Genomic DNA, 14,483 nt, shown 5'->3' on the forward strand with positions numbered 1-14,483 from the left:
GGCCCTACCGGTCTTCCTCGCGCAGGCGGGGCTCGGTCGTGCCCTCGGGCTTGATGCCGGTCTTGTCGGCGAAGAAAGCACGGATCCGGTCCATGTCGGCGGAGACGTCGCCGGTCACCGGGAAGGTCGGACCCCAGCCGACCGTGCGCGAGGGTGCGTCGAGGAACGCGAGCGTGATCGGCAGCCCGGTCTGCTGGGAGATCCGGTAGAAGCCGGACTTCCAGTAGTCGCTCTTGCTCCGGGTGCCCTCGGCGGCGATGCCGAGCAGGAACGTCTCGTCGGTCTCGGCGTCGGCCAGCAGGGCCTTGATCGTGGCACCCGGGTTGGCCCGGTCGAGCTCGACGGCTCCGCTGGCCCGCATGATCGGCGCGAGCGGTCCCTTGAAGAACGAGTCCTTGACCAGCAGCCGGATCTGCACGTCGTTGTCCCACGCCAGCAGCATCGTGAGCACCCAGTCCCAGTTGGACGTGTGCGGGGCGCCGACCAGGATGCCCTTGCGCGGCACCTCGCCGACGGTCTTCCAGCGAGACAGCTTCAGCAGCAGGCGCGCCAGGTTGCGGCGGACGAAGAAGTGCCGCTTCATCGCAGGATCCGGGCGACGATCGGGGACATCCGCCGCAGCGCCCACCCCCGGTGCGAGATCGCGTCCTTGTCCTCGATGCTGAGCTCCGCGGTCGTGAGGCCCGGACGGGCCTCGGCCTCGAAGAGCACGTCGTACCCGAACCCCCCGTTCCCGCGGACCTCGCGGACGACCCGGCCGGGCATGGTGCCGCTGGTCAGCTCCTCGCCGCCCGGGTGGCAGAACGCGACGGCACAGTGGAAGTGGGCCGTACGCCGCTCGTCGGGCACGTCCTCGAGCTGGGCCAGCAGCAGCTGGTTGTTGCGGGCGTCGTCCTTGGGCGGGCCGGACCAGCGCGCGGACAGCACGCCGGGCATCCCGTTGAGCGCGTCCACGCAGAGCCCGCTGTCGTCGGCCAGCGACGGGAGCCCGGTCGCGAGCACGCCGGCCCGCGCCTTGAGCAGCGCGTTGCCCTCGAACGTCGACTGGTCCTCGACCGGCTCGTCGTAGCCGTCGACCTGGTCGATGCCGAGGACCTCGACGTCGGGGAGGTGCTCGCGGAGGATCCGCTCCATCTCCGCGATCTTCTTGAGGTTGCGCGAGGCGAGGAAGACCCTCATCGGGCCAGCGCCTCCTGCTGGAGCCGGGAGAGGTCGACGCAGCCCTTCTCGGCCAGCGCCAGCAGCGCGTCGAGCTCGGCGCGGTCGAACGCGGCCCCCTCGGCGGTGCCCTGCACCTCGACGAACTTGCCCTCGCCGGTCATCACGACGTTCATGTCGGTCTCGGCGCGGACGTCCTCGACGTACGGCAGGTCGAGGCGCGGGACGCCGTCGATGATGCCGACGCTGATCGCCGCGACGCTCCCCGTCAGCGGCTCGCCCGTGAGCGCACCGGTCGAGCGCAGGTGCGCGACCGCGTCGGCCAGGGCGACGTACGCCCCGGTGATGGCCGCCGTGCGGGTGCCGCCGTCGGCCTGGAGAACGTCGCAGTCGAGCTGGATGGTGTTCTCACCGAGCGCCTCGTAGTCGATGACGGCGCGCAGCGAGCGACCGATCAGCCGGCTGATCTCGTGCGTGCGCCCGCCGATCCGGCCCTTGACCGACTCGCGGTCCGAGCGGGTGTTGGTCGAGGCGGGCAGCATCGCGTACTCCGCCGTCACCCAGCCCAGGCCCGAGCCCTTGCGCCACCGCGGCACGCCGGGCGACGCCGAGGCGGCACACAGCACCTTGGTCTTGCCGAACTCGATCAGGACCGAGCCCGCCGCGTGGTCGAGCCAGTTGCGGGTGATCGTCACCGGTCGCAGCTCGTCGTCAGCCCGGCCGTCTTCGCGTGCACTCATGCACCGACCCTAGTGCGCGCTACTTGACCTCGGCGCGGAGGATCCGCCAGACGCCGATCACGAGGGGCACCACCAGCCAGATGAAGCCGGAGACCACGAGGTGGGCCCACTGGTCGCCGGTCAGCGGCCAGTCGTAGAGCTCGTTCTGGGCCGACAGGAAGTCGATCCACGGCGCCAGGCGGTCGAACCATCCCATCAGGGCGGCACCGATCCCGATCAGGATCGGCAGCACCCACTTGTAGATGAAGAAGACGACGATCGCGCCGGCCGTGTTGAGCAGCAGCGCGGCCAGGGCGAAGCCGCCGAGCATGGCGAAGGTCTGGTTGACGATGAACGCGAAGAAGCCCGCCCACCCGAAGGTCCAGTCGGCCTGGCCCTGGATCGCGCCGTACAGCAGGTTGCACACCAGGCCGAGCACGATCGCCACCACGACGGTGCCCAGCGTCAGCAGCACCCCGACGACCGCCTTGGCGGCGATCACCCTCGGCCGCCGCGGCTCCAGCGCGAAGGTCACCATCGCCGTGCGCTGGCCCCACTCGCTGGTGACCAGCATGATCCCGAGCACCGGCAGCAGGAACGACGTCATGAACGCCGCCGCCCCGATGAAGTCGCCGAACTGGATCGACTCGTCGTTGACCGTCGTGACGATCAGGACGATGACCTCGGTCGCCAGCACGATCAGCGCGATCACCATCAGCAGCCAGAAGCTGGCCCGGGTGTCGTAGGACTTGCGCAGCTCCACCCGGACGAGCCGGTGGAAGGGCGTGGGCTGGGTGGTGGAGATGTCCAGCGCGTGCCCGAGGGGCGCCGTGGTGCTCACTCTATTTCACCTCCGCGCGCAGGACCCGCGAGACGCCGATGGTCAAGGGGACGACGAGCCAGATGAGGCCCGAGACCGCGAAGTGCGTCCACTCGGACCCGGACATCCCGGTGCCGTCGAAGAGGCCGGTCTGGGCGTCGTTGAAGTCGATCCACGGCCGGATGTCCTCGAACCAGCCGATCAGCGCAGCGCCGAGACCGAAGATCGTCGGGATGACGAACGAGTAGACCATGTAGAGCACGATCGCGGCCGGCGAGTTGAGCAGCAGCGCCGCGAAGGCGAAGCCGGTCAGCATGCCGATCACCTGCAGGAGCACGAAGTACGCCGTCTGCTGGACGCTCTGGTCCCAGACGACCGTGTCGCCGGAGAGGGCGCCGTACAGGGCGTTGCAGATCGCCGCGAGCACCAGCGCGATGACGACGGCCACGACCGCCAGCGCGATGCCGACGACGAACTTGGCGGCGATCACGTGCGGACGGCGGGGCTCGAGCGAGAACGTGACCATCGCCGTGCGCTGGCTCCACTCGCTGGTCAGCAGCAGGATGCCGATGACCGGGAGCAGGAGCCCGATGGAGAAGTTCGTGGAGGTCAGGAAGTCGTTGTAGGAGACCTGGAGGTCCTGGGCGACCACGACCGCCAGCTGGATCGCCATCACGAGCCCGGTGAGGATCGCCGTCGAGATCAGCAGCCACAGCCCGGCCCGGGTGTCCCAGGTCTTGCGCAGCTCGACGAGCACGAGTCGGCCGAAGGGCGTCGGGGAGGTCGAGGAGATGTCGAGCGCGTGGCCGAGCCCGGGGGCGGTGGCACTCATGACAGTCCCTCCCGCTGCGTGTCGGAGGTGAGCGCGAGGAACAGGTCCTCGAGCCCGCCGTCCGCGGCTCGCAGGTCGGTCAGCACGATCGCCCTCTCCGCGGCGGTGCGGCCCACCTCGACCGGCTCCGTCTCCACGCGCAGACCGTCGCCCGCGCAGGCGACCACGAAGCCCTTGGCCGTCAGCGCCTCGCCGAGCGCGTGGTTGTCGAGCGCGGTGACGAACGTCGAGCCCGATCCGGCAGCGCCGGCCAGCAGCGACTTCTTGTCGCCCTGCGCGACGATCTTGCCGTGGCCGATGAGGATCATCTCGTCGGCGATCAGCTCGACCTCGTTGAGCAGGTGGCTGGACAGCAGGACCGTGCCGCCGCGCTCTGCGTACCCCCGGAGGAGGCCGCGCATCCAGCGGATGCCGGCGGGGTCGAGGCCGTTGGCCGGCTCGTCGAGGATCAGCACGGACGGGTCACCGAGGAGCGCGTGGGCGATGCCGAGGCGCTGCTTCATGCCGAGCGAGTAGTTGCGGAGCCGGCGCTTGGCCTCGCCCGGGGTGAGCGAGACGAGCTCGAGCATCTCGTCGACCCGGGAGCGCTCGAGTCCCATGGTCCGGGCCCCGAGCTCGAGGATCTCGCGGCCGGTGCGGCCGGCGTGCTGGGCGGAGGCGTCGAGCAGGACGCCGACGTGCCGGCCCGGGTTGGGGATGTCCTGGTAGAGGTGACCGCCGATGGTCACCCGCCCGGAGGTCGGCGACGTGAGCCCGACCATGATGCGCATCGTGGTCGTCTTGCCGGCGCCGTTGGGACCGAGGAAGCCGGTCACCCTGCCCGGCTGGCAGACGAAGCTGACGTTGTCCACGGCGGTGAAGCTGCCGTACTTCCGAGTGAGTCCTTCGACCGTGATCATGCGCCCAGCCTGCCCTACCGCGCCGACCGTGACATCCACCGTCAGGCGCGAGTCGCCACAACCAAAGTAGGGGGCCCCGGGGACCGAGGTCCGGTCCAGGAGGCGCGTGGGCCGCCTAGCCTTGCGGCGTGGACCGACCCGCCCCCGAGGAGTACCAGCCGCCGCTGCGGTGGTGGAGCCACGCCTGGCGGGTGGCGGTCATGCTGGTCATCAGCGCGATCGGCTGGGTCCCTGTCGCCGAGAGGCAGTCGGACGACCACCCCTACCTCTTCGTCGCCGACATCCTCATCGGGCTGGCCGGGTACGTCGCCGTCTTCTACCGCCGCCGCTGGCCGGTGCCGATCGCGCTGGCCCTCACCCTGGCGAGCGCGGTCTCCGGCTGCGTCGCGGGTCCGGCCGTCCTCGCGGTCACGTCCCTGGCGACGCGGCGTCGCTGGCGCGAGCTGGCCGTCATCGGCTCGGTCTCCTTCGCCGCGGCCCAGCTCTTCACGACGATGAACCCCACCAACAACGGCGAGCCCGCCTGGGTCACCGTTCTCGTGAACGCGATCTTCACGGCTGCGATCCTCGCCTGGGGCATGTACATCGGCTCCCGGCGTGAGCTGATCTGGACGCTGCGCCACCGGGCGGAACGCGCCGAGGCCGAGCAGGAGCTGCGGATCGCCCAGGCGCGCAGCACCGAGCGCGCCCGGATCGCCCGCGAGATGCACGACGTGCTGGCGCACCGGATCTCGCAGGTCTCCATGCACGCCGGGGCGCTGACCTTCCGCGTCGACCTGACCGCCGACGAGATGCGCGCCAGCGCAGGCGTGATCCAGCAGCAGGCGCACGAGGCGCTGACCGACCTGCGCGGCGTCCTCGGGGTGCTCCGCGACCGCACCGGCGAGATCGCGAGCGCTCCGCAGCCGACGTACGCCGACCTCGCCGACCTGGTCGACGACGCGACGGCCGCCGGCGCCCGGATCGAGCTCGAGGACCTGGTGTCCGACCGCTCGGTGCCCGACGCCGTCGGGCGCACCGTCTACCGGATGGTCCAGGAGGGCATCACCAACGCCCGCAAGCACGCCCCGGGCGCGCTGCTGACGGTGCGGGTCAGCGGCTCCCCCGAGGAGGGCATCGACCTGCTGCTCCGCAACCCGGTCGGCTTCGGCCCCACCAGCACCCCTGGCGCGGGCCTCGGGCTGATCGGTCTCACCGAGCGCGCGGAGCTGCGCGGTGGCAGCCTCAGCGCCGGCCGCGACGGATCGACGTTCGTCCTCCACGGCTGGATACCGTGGTCGGCATGAACACCCCGCCGACGACCGTGCTCGTCGTCGATGACGACCCACTGGTGCGCTCCGCCCTGCGGCTGATGCTGGGTGGGCAGCCCGAGCTCGAGGTGATCGGTGAGGCGGCGGACGGCCAGGAGGCGATGCGGCTGAGCGACCTGCTGCACCCCGACGTGGTCCTGATGGACATCCGGATGCCGCGCCTGGACGGCCTCGGCGCCACCCGCGAGCTGCACACCCGGCCGCAGCCGCCCCGAGTCATCGTGCTGACCACCTTCGACGCCGACGAGTACGTCGTGGAGGCGTTGGCGGCGGGAGCCGACGGGTTCCTGCTCAAGGACACCCCACCGGCGCAGATCATCGATGCGATCCGCAAGGTCGTCGACGACGAGCCGATGCTCTCCCCGTCGGTGACCCGGACCCTGATCCGGCGGCTGCGTGACGTCCCCGACGGTGCCGAGGACTCGGCCGCCGCCCGCGTCGTCTCGGCCGAGGCCCGGCTGTCGCTGCTCACCGACCGTGAGCGCGACGTCGCCCTGGCCGTGGGCCGGGGGCTGAGCAACGCCGACATCGCGGCCGACCTCTACCTCTCGGTCCCGACCGTCAAGGCCCACGTCTCCCGGCTCTTCGACAAGCTGCAGGTGACCAACCGCGTCCAGATCGCGATCTGCGTCCACGACGCTGGTCTCGCGTGAGGCTCAGAGCTTGGCGAACGTGAAGTAGCGGTCGGTGGCCGTGCCGGCGCTGTTGTAGGTGTGCACGGCCATGTAGTAGCCGGTGCCGTTGCAGGCGCTCCCCCAGAAGTAGGGGTTGACCACGACCGACCCGGCGTCGCTGGTGGACCCGATCAGGGTGGCCGCGAAGGGACCGCCCTGGTCGCCCCAGCCGTCGCCCACGATGCAGTAGACACCGGTCGCCGGGTGGGTCACCGTCGGTGCGGCGAGCGCGCCGCCGGAGCGGTAGATCGTGCCGCTCGGGGTGACGGTGACGAAGCCCTTGATCGAGCCGGCGTCGCCCTTCGCGCCCTTCTCTCCCTGCTCACCGGCAGGTCCCTGCGGACCCTGGGCTCCCTGCGGACCCTGAGCACCCTGGGCGCCCGTGGGGAGTGCCCCCTGGTGGAAGTCCTGGGCCTTGAGGGATCCGTTCTTCACCTTCGCGGAGGTGACGGTGTTCGACTTCAGCTGGGACGTGCCCACGCTGTTCTTGGGCAGCACGCCCGAGGCGTACGCCGTACCGCTGAGCGCCACACCGAGTGCGACGACGCTGACGACGAAGGACGGGGTGACCCGGGGAGTGCGCATGGTGGCTCCTGGCAGACCGGCCGGACCTCGATGATCCGGCTCGTCGGTCCAGGAGCCGCGCGCCCCGAGCCACGGCGTGGCCCGATCGGGCCATTCGCCGGGCAGCTGTCAGAGGTCGTACGTCGCGCCGGCCCGCGCCAGGGAGACGGGGCCGTCGTACGCCGTGCGCGCCTCGGCCAGCGCGACCTCGGGGTCGTGCCACGGCGGCACGTGGGTGAGCACGAGCTGCCGCGACCCGCCCCGGCTCGCCGCAGCACCGGCGTCGACGCCGGTGAGGTGCAGGTCGGGCGGGTTCGGCTCCCCCGACACGAACGACGCCTCCGCGAGGAGCAGGTCGGCATCGCGCGCGACCTCGTCCAGGGCGGCGCACGGCCCGGTGTCGCCGGTGTAGCCGAGCGTCACCCCGTCGGCGCTGATCCGCAGCCCGAAGGCCGGCACCGGGTGGGTCACCGGCACCGGCGTCACGGTGAACGGGCCGATGCCCACCGGGTCGCCCCACACCCGGAAGTCGAACTCCGCGGTCATCCCGGGGTCGACCGGCAGGTCGTAGGCGCGCGCCATCCGGTCGGCGGTGTCGGGCGGGCCCCAGACGGGGATCCGCGGCTGCGGGCCGGTCGGGTGGTACTTGCGCATCACGTAGAAGCCGCAGAGGTCGAGGCAGTGGTCGGCGTGCAGGTGGCTGACGAGCACCGCGTCGATGCTGAGCGGGTCGGCGTACCTCTGGAGCGCACCGAGCGCGCCGTTGCCGAGGTCGACGAGGACCCGCCACGTGCGCCCCTCGTGCTCGGCCTCGAGCAGGTAGCAGCTCGCCGGGGAGTCCGGGCCGGGGTAGCTGCCGGAGCAGCCGACGACGGTGACCTTCACGGGGCGTCCCGGAGGTCGGCCCGGAGGGCGGCGGAGGCGAGGTCGTGCACGGACGCAAGGCTAGAGCGTCGGGCCCCCACCAGGGAGCGCACGCGACCCACGTCACTGGAGATGCCGGTCACGCGGCGCGGGCGGGTAGCGTCACGGCATGGCTTCGCGTCTCGGCCCCCTGGTCTGCGTCCTCACCCTGACCCTGCTCGTCCCAACCGGGGCGGCGAGCGGTCAGACGTCCGCCCCACCGCTCGAACGAGAGCCGGTCCCGAGCGCGATGCGGGTGCTGGCCATCTCGGTCGACGGCCTCAACACCGACGCGATCCGGCGCCTCGGCACGAAGGACGCCCCGACGTTCCACCGGCTGCTCCGCGAGGGCGCCGGCACGCTCAACGCGCGCACGGAGTACGAGCAGAACGTCACGCTGCCCAACCACACCGGCATGATGACCGGCCGCCGGGTCGACCGGAAGCACGGCGGGCACGGCGTGACCTGGGACGACGACCGCCCGCGGATGACCGTCGGGAAGGCGGCCGGACACTCGGTCGAGTCGGTCTTCAGCGTGGTCCACGCCGCCGGCGGCACCACCGCGCTCTTCTCGACCAAGGAGAAGTTCGCGCTCTACCAGCGCTCGTGGCCGCGCAGCATCGACCGGTACTCGATGACCGAGGACCAGGCCCAGCTGGTGCGCTGGGCGACCTCGGACCTGGTCTCCACCGACCGGCCGTTCACCTTCCTGCACGTCTCGCTGCCCGACCGCTTCGGCCATGCGTACGGCGGGATGTCGAAGCAGTACCTCGCCGCCGTGCACCGGACCGACCGGCAGCTCGGCGCCCTCCTCCGGGCCGTCGACGGCGACCCCGACCTGGCCGACCACCTCACGGTCATCCTCACCGCGGACCACGGCTTCATGCCCGGCCGCACCACGCACAGCCCCAAGGTGCTCGCCAACTACCGGATCCCGTTCGTGGCCTGGGGCGCCGGCGTGAGCCACGGCGACCTCTACGCCCTCAACCCGGACTACCGCGACCCGGGCACGACGCGCCCGACGTACGCCGCCCGGCGGCAGCCGGTCCGCAACGGCGACCAGGGCAACCTGGCGCTCGACCTGCTCGGGCTGCGGGCGATCAAGGGCAGCGAGCTCGACGCCCGGCAGAACCTCGACGTGAGCTGAATCATGCCCAGAGCTGGCCGTCGAGCCGGCTCTCGGCGTCGTCGATGGTGCCTTCGTAGGCGCCGGTCGACAGGTACTTCCAGCCGCCGTCGCACACGACGAACGCGATGTCGGCCGTCTCCCCGGCCTTGACCGCCTTGGCGGCCTGGCCGAGCGCGGCGTGCAGGATCGCGCCGGTGGAGATGCCGGCGAAGATGCCCTCGAGCTCGAGCAGCTCCCGAACGCGGCGTACGGCGTCGCGCGGGCCGACCGAGAAGCGGGTGTCGATCAGGTCGGCGTCGTACAGCTCGGGGACGAAGCCCTCGTCGAGGTTGCGCAGGCCGTAGACGAGCTCGCCGTACCGCGGCTCGGCGGCGACGATCCGGACGTCCGGCTTGGTGGCGCGGAAGAAGCGGCTCACGCCCATCAGCGTGCCGGTGGTGCCGAGCCCGGCGACGAAGTGGGTGATCGACGGGAGGTCGGCGAGCAGCTCGGGCCCGGTGCTCTCCTCGTGGGAGAGCGCGTTGGCGGCGTTGCCGTACTGGTAGAGCATCACCCAGTCGGGGTGCTCCGCGGCGACCTTCTTGGCCACCCGCACGGCCTCGTTGGAGCCCCCGGCGGCCGGGGAGGAGACGATCTCGGCGCCCCACATCCGGAGCAGCTGGCGGCGCTCCTCGGAGGTGTTCTCGGGCATCACGCAGACGATCCGGTAGCCCTTGAGCTTGGCGGCCATCGCGAGCGAGATGCCGGTGTTGCCCGACGTCGGCTCGAGGATGGTGCAGCCCGGGCGGAGCGTGCCGTCCTTCTCCGCCTCCTCGATCATCTTCAGGGCCGGGCGGTCCTTGATCGAGCCGGTCGGGTTGCGGTCCTCGAGCTTGGCCCAGAGGCGTACGTCGGGGCTGGGCGACAGCCGCGGCAGCCCGACGAGCGGCGTACCGCCGACGGAGGCGAGGAGGTTGTCGTAGCGCGTCATCGCAGGAACTTCTCCGGGTCGAACTCGGCCAGCGGGATGATCCGCACCCGCGGCAGCGGCTGGGTGAACGCGTTGACGTCGTCCTCGAGGTCGAAGAGCGGGACGCCGAGACCGGTGAGGTGGGTGCTCATGAACTCGCGCAGCCCGATCAGGCCGAGCTTGCGGTCTCCACCCAGCAGGTCGCCGAGGTGCTCGGCGAAGTCGGCGTCGTGGCTGGCGAGCAGCACGTCCGCGTCGTCGTGGGTGAGCAGCGCCGACAGGGTGCGCTGGATGCCGACGTCGACGACCTTCTGGTCGGACCCGCCCGCGAGCGGGATCGGCCGGTAGTCCATCGCGAGGAGCGCCTGCACGAACGACGACGGCAGGTTGCCGTTGCTGGCGTTGAGGAAGAACAGTCCGGTGACCGGCTGGCCCCAGGTGCGTTCGGCGAACTCCGTCACCCGCTCCCAGCGGGGCCGCTCCTCGGGTGCGGGGCGGCGTCCCAGCAGGGAGTTGCCGAGCGTCGCGTCGATGTTCTCGCCGTCGACGAGGACATAGGTACGACGCGCGCTCACGAGGTCACCCGCCGGCGACGGCGGGGAGGACGACGACCTGGTCGCCGTCGCTGAGCACGGCCTCGAGCCCGCCGATGAAGCGCACGTCCTCGTCGTTGACGTAGACGTTGACGAACCGGCGCAGGTCGCCGTTCTCGAGGAGGCGGTCCTTGATGCCGGGGTGGCTGGCCTCGAGGTCGTCGATGAGCGCGCTCAGGCTGGCGCCGTCGGCGTTGACCGCCTTCTCGCCGCCCGTGTAGTTGCGCAGGATGGTCGGGATCCGGACCTCGATGGCCATGGTGTGCTCCTCAGTTCTTTGCTGGCAGGTCGTCCACGACGGTGACCTCTTCCTCGGTCACCTCGCCGTCGACGATTCTGTAGGACCTGAACTCCACGGGACCGTCGTTATTCCCGTGGTCGCGCGTGCTGACCAGCACGTAGTGGGCGTTGGGCTCGCTCGCGAGGCCGATGTCCGTGCGGCTGGGATAGGCCTCGGTGGCCGTGTGCGAGTGGTAGACGACGACCGGCTCCTCGTCGTTCTGGTCCATCTCCTTGTAGAGCTGGAGCAGGTCGGTGGAGTCGAACTCGTAGAACGTGGGCGACCCGGCGGCGTTCACCATCTCGACCAGCCGCTCGGGGCGGTCGCTGCCCTCGGGACCGGCGACGACGCCGCAGGCCTCGTCGGGGTGGTCACGCTTGGCGTGGGCGACGATGCCGTCGTACGTCGCTCGGTCGATGGTCAGCACCGCTCCAGCGTAGGGGCAGCCGTCTGCTCGTCGGCCACGAGCCCGCCTCCCGGACCCGTGCCCAGCAGCGTCGTGGCGAGCGTGGCACCGGCCGCGAGCACCGCCGCCGCGACCAGGAGACCGGCGCCCAGACCGGCACCGTCGGCGACCACGCTGACCACGGCGAGACCGACCACCCCGCCCACCTGCTGGGTGGTGGTGACGAACCCGGACGCCGCTCCGCTGTGCTCGGTCGGCGCGTCCGCCATCGCCAGCGTCGTCACCTGGGGCATCGCCAGGCCGAAGCCGGTGCCCATGATCGCGAACGCGGGAGCGACGTCGGTCCAGAAGCTCCCCTCGACGGGAGTACGGGCGAGCAGCAGCAACCCGCCGACGAACAGGACGAGTCCGGCGACGAGCACGCGCGCCGCGCCGTACCTCTCCGCGAGGCGTCCGCTCAGCACCAGGGAGGAGACGGCGATGGCGAGGGTCACCGGCAGGTAGGACAGGCCGGTCTCCATCGGGTCGAGGCCGAGCACGTCCTGCAGGTAGAGCGCGCTGAGGAACTGGAAGCTGAACCCCGCCATCGTCATGGTCAGCAGGACGCCGTTGGCGACGAGGAAGCGACGGGCGCGGAACAACGCGGCCGGGACGAGACCGCTGGTGCCGGCCCCGCTCCCCCGAGTGCTGCGCGCCGGGTCCAGGTGGCGGAGGGCGACGAGGAACGTGAGCAACCCGATCGGGAGGTTGACGAGGAAGACCAACCGCCACGACGCCAGGTCGACCAGCAGCCCGCCGGCCACGACGCCGATCGAGGCCCCGGCGGCTCCGACGAACGCGAGCAGCCCGAACGCCTGGGTGCGCCGCCGCTCGTCGTCGTCGAAGAGGCGGGCGATCATGCCGAGCACGACCGCCGACGCGAGCGCACCACCGACGCCCTGGAGGAAGCGGGCGCCGACCAGGAGCTCAGGACCGGGGGCGATGCCGCACAGCGCCGAGGCGGCGGTGAAGACGGCCAGCCCGGCGAGGAACACCCGTCGCGCGCCGACCAGGTCGGAGAGCCGACCGGCCGGGAGGAGCAGCAGGGCGAACGCGACGAAGAACGCGTTGACGACCCACGCCAGTCCGGTGCCGGAGAACCCGAGGTCGGCGCGGATCGTCGGCAGCGCGACGTTCACGATCGTGCCGTCGAGGATCACCATCAGCTGGGTGGCAGTGAGCGCGGCGAGCGCCCAGGTGCGTGAGCGGGATGAGTCGGTCATAGAAACGACCGTAGCAAATCGTCCCGTATAAAACCATTCTTTGCAGACCTATGCCGGTGCGGAAGGAACTCTGCGGCGTCGTTGCGGTGCGGTGTGGGAGGGCGTCGAGAGCACGCCCTGGGTGAGGAGCTCCAGCGCGTCGACCAGGGCGGCCCGCCGGACCTCGCTGAGCTCGCCCAGCACCCGATCGATGAGCTCCCCCGCGACAGCGTGCGCCTGGTGCAGCACCCGCCGCCCCTCGGGGGTCAGCCCCACCACCCGCGCCCGGCGGTCCGTGGACGACACCCGCCGCTCGGCGTACCCAGCCCGCTCCAGCGCGTCGAGGGTGACGACCATGGTGGTCTTGTCGAGGCCCGCCAGCTCGGCGATCTCGGTCTGCGACCGCTCCTCGTCCTCGGCCTTCCAGAGCACGCAGTACTCGCGCACGGTGACGCCGACGCCGTCGAGGGCGGCGCCGAGCTGGGCGGCGAGGGCGTACGCGGCCTGGTTCAGCAGGAACGACAGGTCGACGGGAGGCGGGGTGGAGGACGGGCGGGGCATGGTTCGACTGTAGCCAGAACCTTCCGATGCGGGACGATCTGTCAACAGACCATCCCGGCAGAACAGGTCAGCGGTGGAACCGGGCGGCGGTCTCGCCCGCGAGCACGTCGTCGATCCGCCGCAGCAGCCAGTCGGTCATCGGCGGCAGGGCGTCGACCGGCCACCACCGCACCTCGACGTTCTCGTCGTCGGCCACCCGCGCCTCTCCCGAGACCCACGCGCAGTCGAAGGTGAGGTCGAGGTAGACCCCGAGGTCACCGTTGCCGTGGACGACCTGCGGGCTGGCGCTGACGGCCGCCAGCCGGTCGACCGCGACGACGACGCCGGTCTCCTCGAGCGCCTCCCGGGCAGCCCCGACGGCGGGCTCCTCGCCCGGGTCCAGGATGCCGGTGATCGGCGCCCACTCGCCGTTGTCGGCACGCAGCGTCAGCAGGATCTCCGTGTCGGCGCCGCGGCCGCGCCGTACGACGGCGGTCACGGCGGGGAGCCAGAGCTCACGCGTGCCGACGAGCGCGCGCAGCTCGGCGACGAAGGGCGGAATGGGCATCAGGCGCTCAGTGCTCCCACCAGGGTCTCCTGCAGGTAGCCGACCCACTCGTAGATGTCGTGCGCCTGGGAGCGGGGGTCCTCCTCGGGCAGCGCGTCCCAGTAGGCCTCGTCGCCCTCCTCGACCCCGAGCCGGGTGGCGAGCGCGAGCCGCAGGTCGGTGAACGACCGCATCCAGGTCTCCGCGGTCGGCGCGTCGAGCTCGACGTCGATCATCAGGCCGTCCTCGGTCAGCTCCTGCGGGAGCCCGGCCTCCTCCAGCCCGTCGATGATCGCGATCGCGGCCGCCGCCTTGCCGTCGCGCAGGCCGCCCTCGGTGAACCGGCGGAACTCCGAGGCCGCCTCCTCGTCCTTGGGGTACGCCGTCGGGAAGAGGCGCGCGAGCACCGGGTCCTCCGGCTCCTGGGTCGGACCGGAGAAGTCCATCAGGGCCTCGAAGGGATCCACGTCGTCTCGTGGGACCGCGGCCTCGTTGCGCAGCAGCTCGACCAGCTGGCCCGCGAGGGAGCGCAGCAGGTCGGCCTCGAAACCGGAGAAGTTGGCGATGATGAGCTTGCTGCGGCGGTGTCGGTGGAACCCGGACATCAGTCCTGCTTGTCCATCGTCGCCCACAGCCCGTACTCGTGCATCGCCTGCACGTCGCGCTCCATCTCCTCGCGGCTGCCGTGGCTGACCACGGACTTGCCGTCCTCGTGGACCTCGATCATCAGCTTCTCCGCCTTCTTCTTGGAGTACCCGAAGTACTTCTGGAAGACGTAGGTCACGTAGGACATCAGGTTGACCGGATCGTTCCAGACGATCGTCACCCAGGGCTTGGCCGTCTGGACGATCTCGTCTGCTGTGGTGGTCGGTTCGACCCCGACGGGCGCGGTCACGTGCCCCATGTTGGCACACTGTCG

The 14,483-nt window shown here is 71.2% G+C and carries 20 protein-coding genes; 3 read left to right on the plus strand and 17 right to left on the minus strand.

What is annotated here, in order from left to right; all coding sequences use genetic code 11:
• Positions 1–4: 4 nt before the first annotated feature.
• Genes ABEA34_RS05240 through ABEA34_RS05265 form a run of 6 tightly spaced genes read right to left on the minus strand, consistent with a single transcriptional unit; the run spans position 5 to position 4,428 of the window.
• Positions 5–583: a lysophospholipid acyltransferase family protein gene (locus ABEA34_RS05240; protein WP_345519951.1), complete on the minus strand. Its 579-nt coding sequence runs from the start codon at positions 581–583 to the stop codon at positions 5–7.
• Entirely contained in the window at positions 580–1,179 is a 600-nt protein-coding gene (gene rdgB, locus ABEA34_RS05245) for an RdgB/HAM1 family non-canonical purine NTP pyrophosphatase (RefSeq protein ID WP_345519953.1), read from the minus strand. The genes ABEA34_RS05240 and rdgB overlap by 4 nt, the downstream gene beginning before the upstream one ends.
• Entirely contained in the window at positions 1,176–1,898 is a 723-nt protein-coding gene (gene rph / locus ABEA34_RS05250) for a ribonuclease PH (RefSeq protein WP_345519955.1), read from the minus strand. The genes rdgB and rph overlap by 4 nt, the downstream gene beginning before the upstream one ends.
• Positions 1,899–1,917: 19 nt before the next feature.
• A complete protein-coding gene (locus ABEA34_RS05255) occupies positions 1,918–2,718 on the minus strand; it encodes an ABC transporter permease (protein ID WP_345519957.1) in 801 nt (266 codons plus the stop codon).
• A 1-nt stretch (position 2,719) separates the two neighbouring features.
• Positions 2,720–3,529, minus strand: coding sequence for an ABC transporter permease (locus tag ABEA34_RS05260; RefSeq protein WP_345519959.1), 810 nt, complete (start codon positions 3,527–3,529; stop codon positions 2,720–2,722).
• Positions 3,526–4,428 carry an ABC transporter ATP-binding protein gene (locus ABEA34_RS05265; RefSeq protein ID WP_345519960.1) on the minus strand — a complete coding sequence of 301 codons (903 nt, stop codon included), beginning with the start codon at positions 4,426–4,428 and terminating at the stop codon, positions 3,526–3,528. Before ABEA34_RS05265 ends, ABEA34_RS05260 begins: the two co-directional genes overlap by 4 nt.
• 128 nt (positions 4,429–4,556) lie before the next feature.
• On the opposite strand from ABEA34_RS05265, the gene ABEA34_RS05270 reads away from it, so the two are divergent.
• Entirely contained in the window at positions 4,557–5,714 is a 1,158-nt protein-coding gene (locus ABEA34_RS05270) for a sensor histidine kinase (protein ID WP_345519962.1), read from the plus strand.
• Positions 5,711–6,391: a response regulator gene (locus ABEA34_RS05275; protein ID WP_345519964.1), complete on the plus strand. Its 681-nt coding sequence runs from the start codon at positions 5,711–5,713 to the stop codon at positions 6,389–6,391. Before ABEA34_RS05270 ends, ABEA34_RS05275 begins: the two co-directional genes overlap by 4 nt.
• 3 nt (positions 6,392–6,394) lie before the next feature.
• Here ABEA34_RS05275 and ABEA34_RS05280 read toward each other — a convergent pair whose 3' ends face one another.
• Entirely contained in the window at positions 6,395–6,997 is a 603-nt protein-coding gene (locus ABEA34_RS05280; RefSeq protein WP_345519966.1) for a hypothetical protein, read from the minus strand.
• Between the two features lie 108 nt (positions 6,998–7,105).
• Positions 7,106–7,861 carry an MBL fold metallo-hydrolase gene (locus ABEA34_RS05285; protein ID WP_345519968.1) on the minus strand — a complete coding sequence of 252 codons (756 nt, stop codon included), beginning with the start codon at positions 7,859–7,861 and terminating at the stop codon, positions 7,106–7,108.
• A 148-nt stretch (positions 7,862–8,009) separates the two neighbouring features.
• Between ABEA34_RS05285 and ABEA34_RS05290 the strand changes: the two genes are divergently transcribed.
• A complete protein-coding gene (locus ABEA34_RS05290; protein ID WP_345519970.1) occupies positions 8,010–9,026 on the plus strand; it encodes an alkaline phosphatase family protein in 1,017 nt (338 codons plus the stop codon).
• A 1-nt stretch (position 9,027) separates the two neighbouring features.
• Here the strand turns inward: ABEA34_RS05290 and ABEA34_RS05295 are convergent, their stop codons facing one another.
• From ABEA34_RS05295 to clpS, 9 genes are all read right to left on the minus strand, one after another.
• Positions 9,028–9,978 carry a PLP-dependent cysteine synthase family protein gene (locus tag ABEA34_RS05295; RefSeq protein ID WP_345519972.1) on the minus strand — a complete coding sequence of 317 codons (951 nt, stop codon included), beginning with the start codon at positions 9,976–9,978 and terminating at the stop codon, positions 9,028–9,030.
• Positions 9,975–10,532 (minus strand): NYN domain-containing protein, encoded by a 558-nt coding sequence (locus ABEA34_RS05300; RefSeq protein WP_345519974.1) that lies wholly within the window; start codon positions 10,530–10,532, stop codon positions 9,975–9,977. Before ABEA34_RS05300 ends, ABEA34_RS05295 begins: the two co-directional genes overlap by 4 nt.
• Before the next feature lie 4 nt (positions 10,533–10,536).
• Positions 10,537–10,809: a MoaD family protein gene (locus tag ABEA34_RS05305; RefSeq protein ID WP_345519976.1), complete on the minus strand. Its 273-nt coding sequence runs from the start codon at positions 10,807–10,809 to the stop codon at positions 10,537–10,539.
• 10 nt (positions 10,810–10,819) lie between these two features.
• Positions 10,820–11,257, minus strand: coding sequence for a M67 family metallopeptidase (locus ABEA34_RS05310; protein WP_345519978.1), 438 nt, complete (start codon positions 11,255–11,257; stop codon positions 10,820–10,822).
• The gene (locus ABEA34_RS05315) at positions 11,251–12,498 is read right to left on the minus strand and encodes an MFS transporter (RefSeq protein WP_345519980.1); all 1,248 of its coding nucleotides are present in this window, start codon (positions 12,496–12,498) and stop codon (positions 11,251–11,253) included. Before ABEA34_RS05315 ends, ABEA34_RS05310 begins: the two co-directional genes overlap by 7 nt.
• A gap of 48 nt (positions 12,499–12,546) precedes the next feature.
• Positions 12,547–13,038, minus strand: a complete 492-nt coding sequence (locus ABEA34_RS05320) for a MarR family winged helix-turn-helix transcriptional regulator (protein WP_345519982.1) — start codon at positions 13,036–13,038, stop codon at positions 12,547–12,549.
• A 67-nt stretch (positions 13,039–13,105) separates the two neighbouring features.
• Positions 13,106–13,585 carry an NUDIX hydrolase gene (locus ABEA34_RS05325; RefSeq protein ID WP_345519984.1) on the minus strand — a complete coding sequence of 160 codons (480 nt, stop codon included), beginning with the start codon at positions 13,583–13,585 and terminating at the stop codon, positions 13,106–13,108.
• Positions 13,585–14,169, minus strand: coding sequence for a DUF2017 domain-containing protein (locus tag ABEA34_RS05330; RefSeq protein ID WP_345519986.1), 585 nt, complete (start codon positions 14,167–14,169; stop codon positions 13,585–13,587). Before ABEA34_RS05330 ends, ABEA34_RS05325 begins: the two co-directional genes overlap by 1 nt.
• Positions 14,169–14,468 (minus strand): ATP-dependent Clp protease adapter ClpS, encoded by a 300-nt coding sequence (gene clpS / locus ABEA34_RS05335; RefSeq protein ID WP_345519988.1) that lies wholly within the window; start codon positions 14,466–14,468, stop codon positions 14,169–14,171. The genes ABEA34_RS05330 and clpS overlap by 1 nt, the downstream gene beginning before the upstream one ends.
• Positions 14,469–14,483: the final 15 nt, after the last annotated feature.

Source organism: Nocardioides conyzicola (assembly GCF_039543825.1).
In the GTDB taxonomy this organism is placed as follows: domain Bacteria; phylum Actinomycetota; class Actinomycetes; order Propionibacteriales; family Nocardioidaceae; genus Nocardioides; species Nocardioides conyzicola.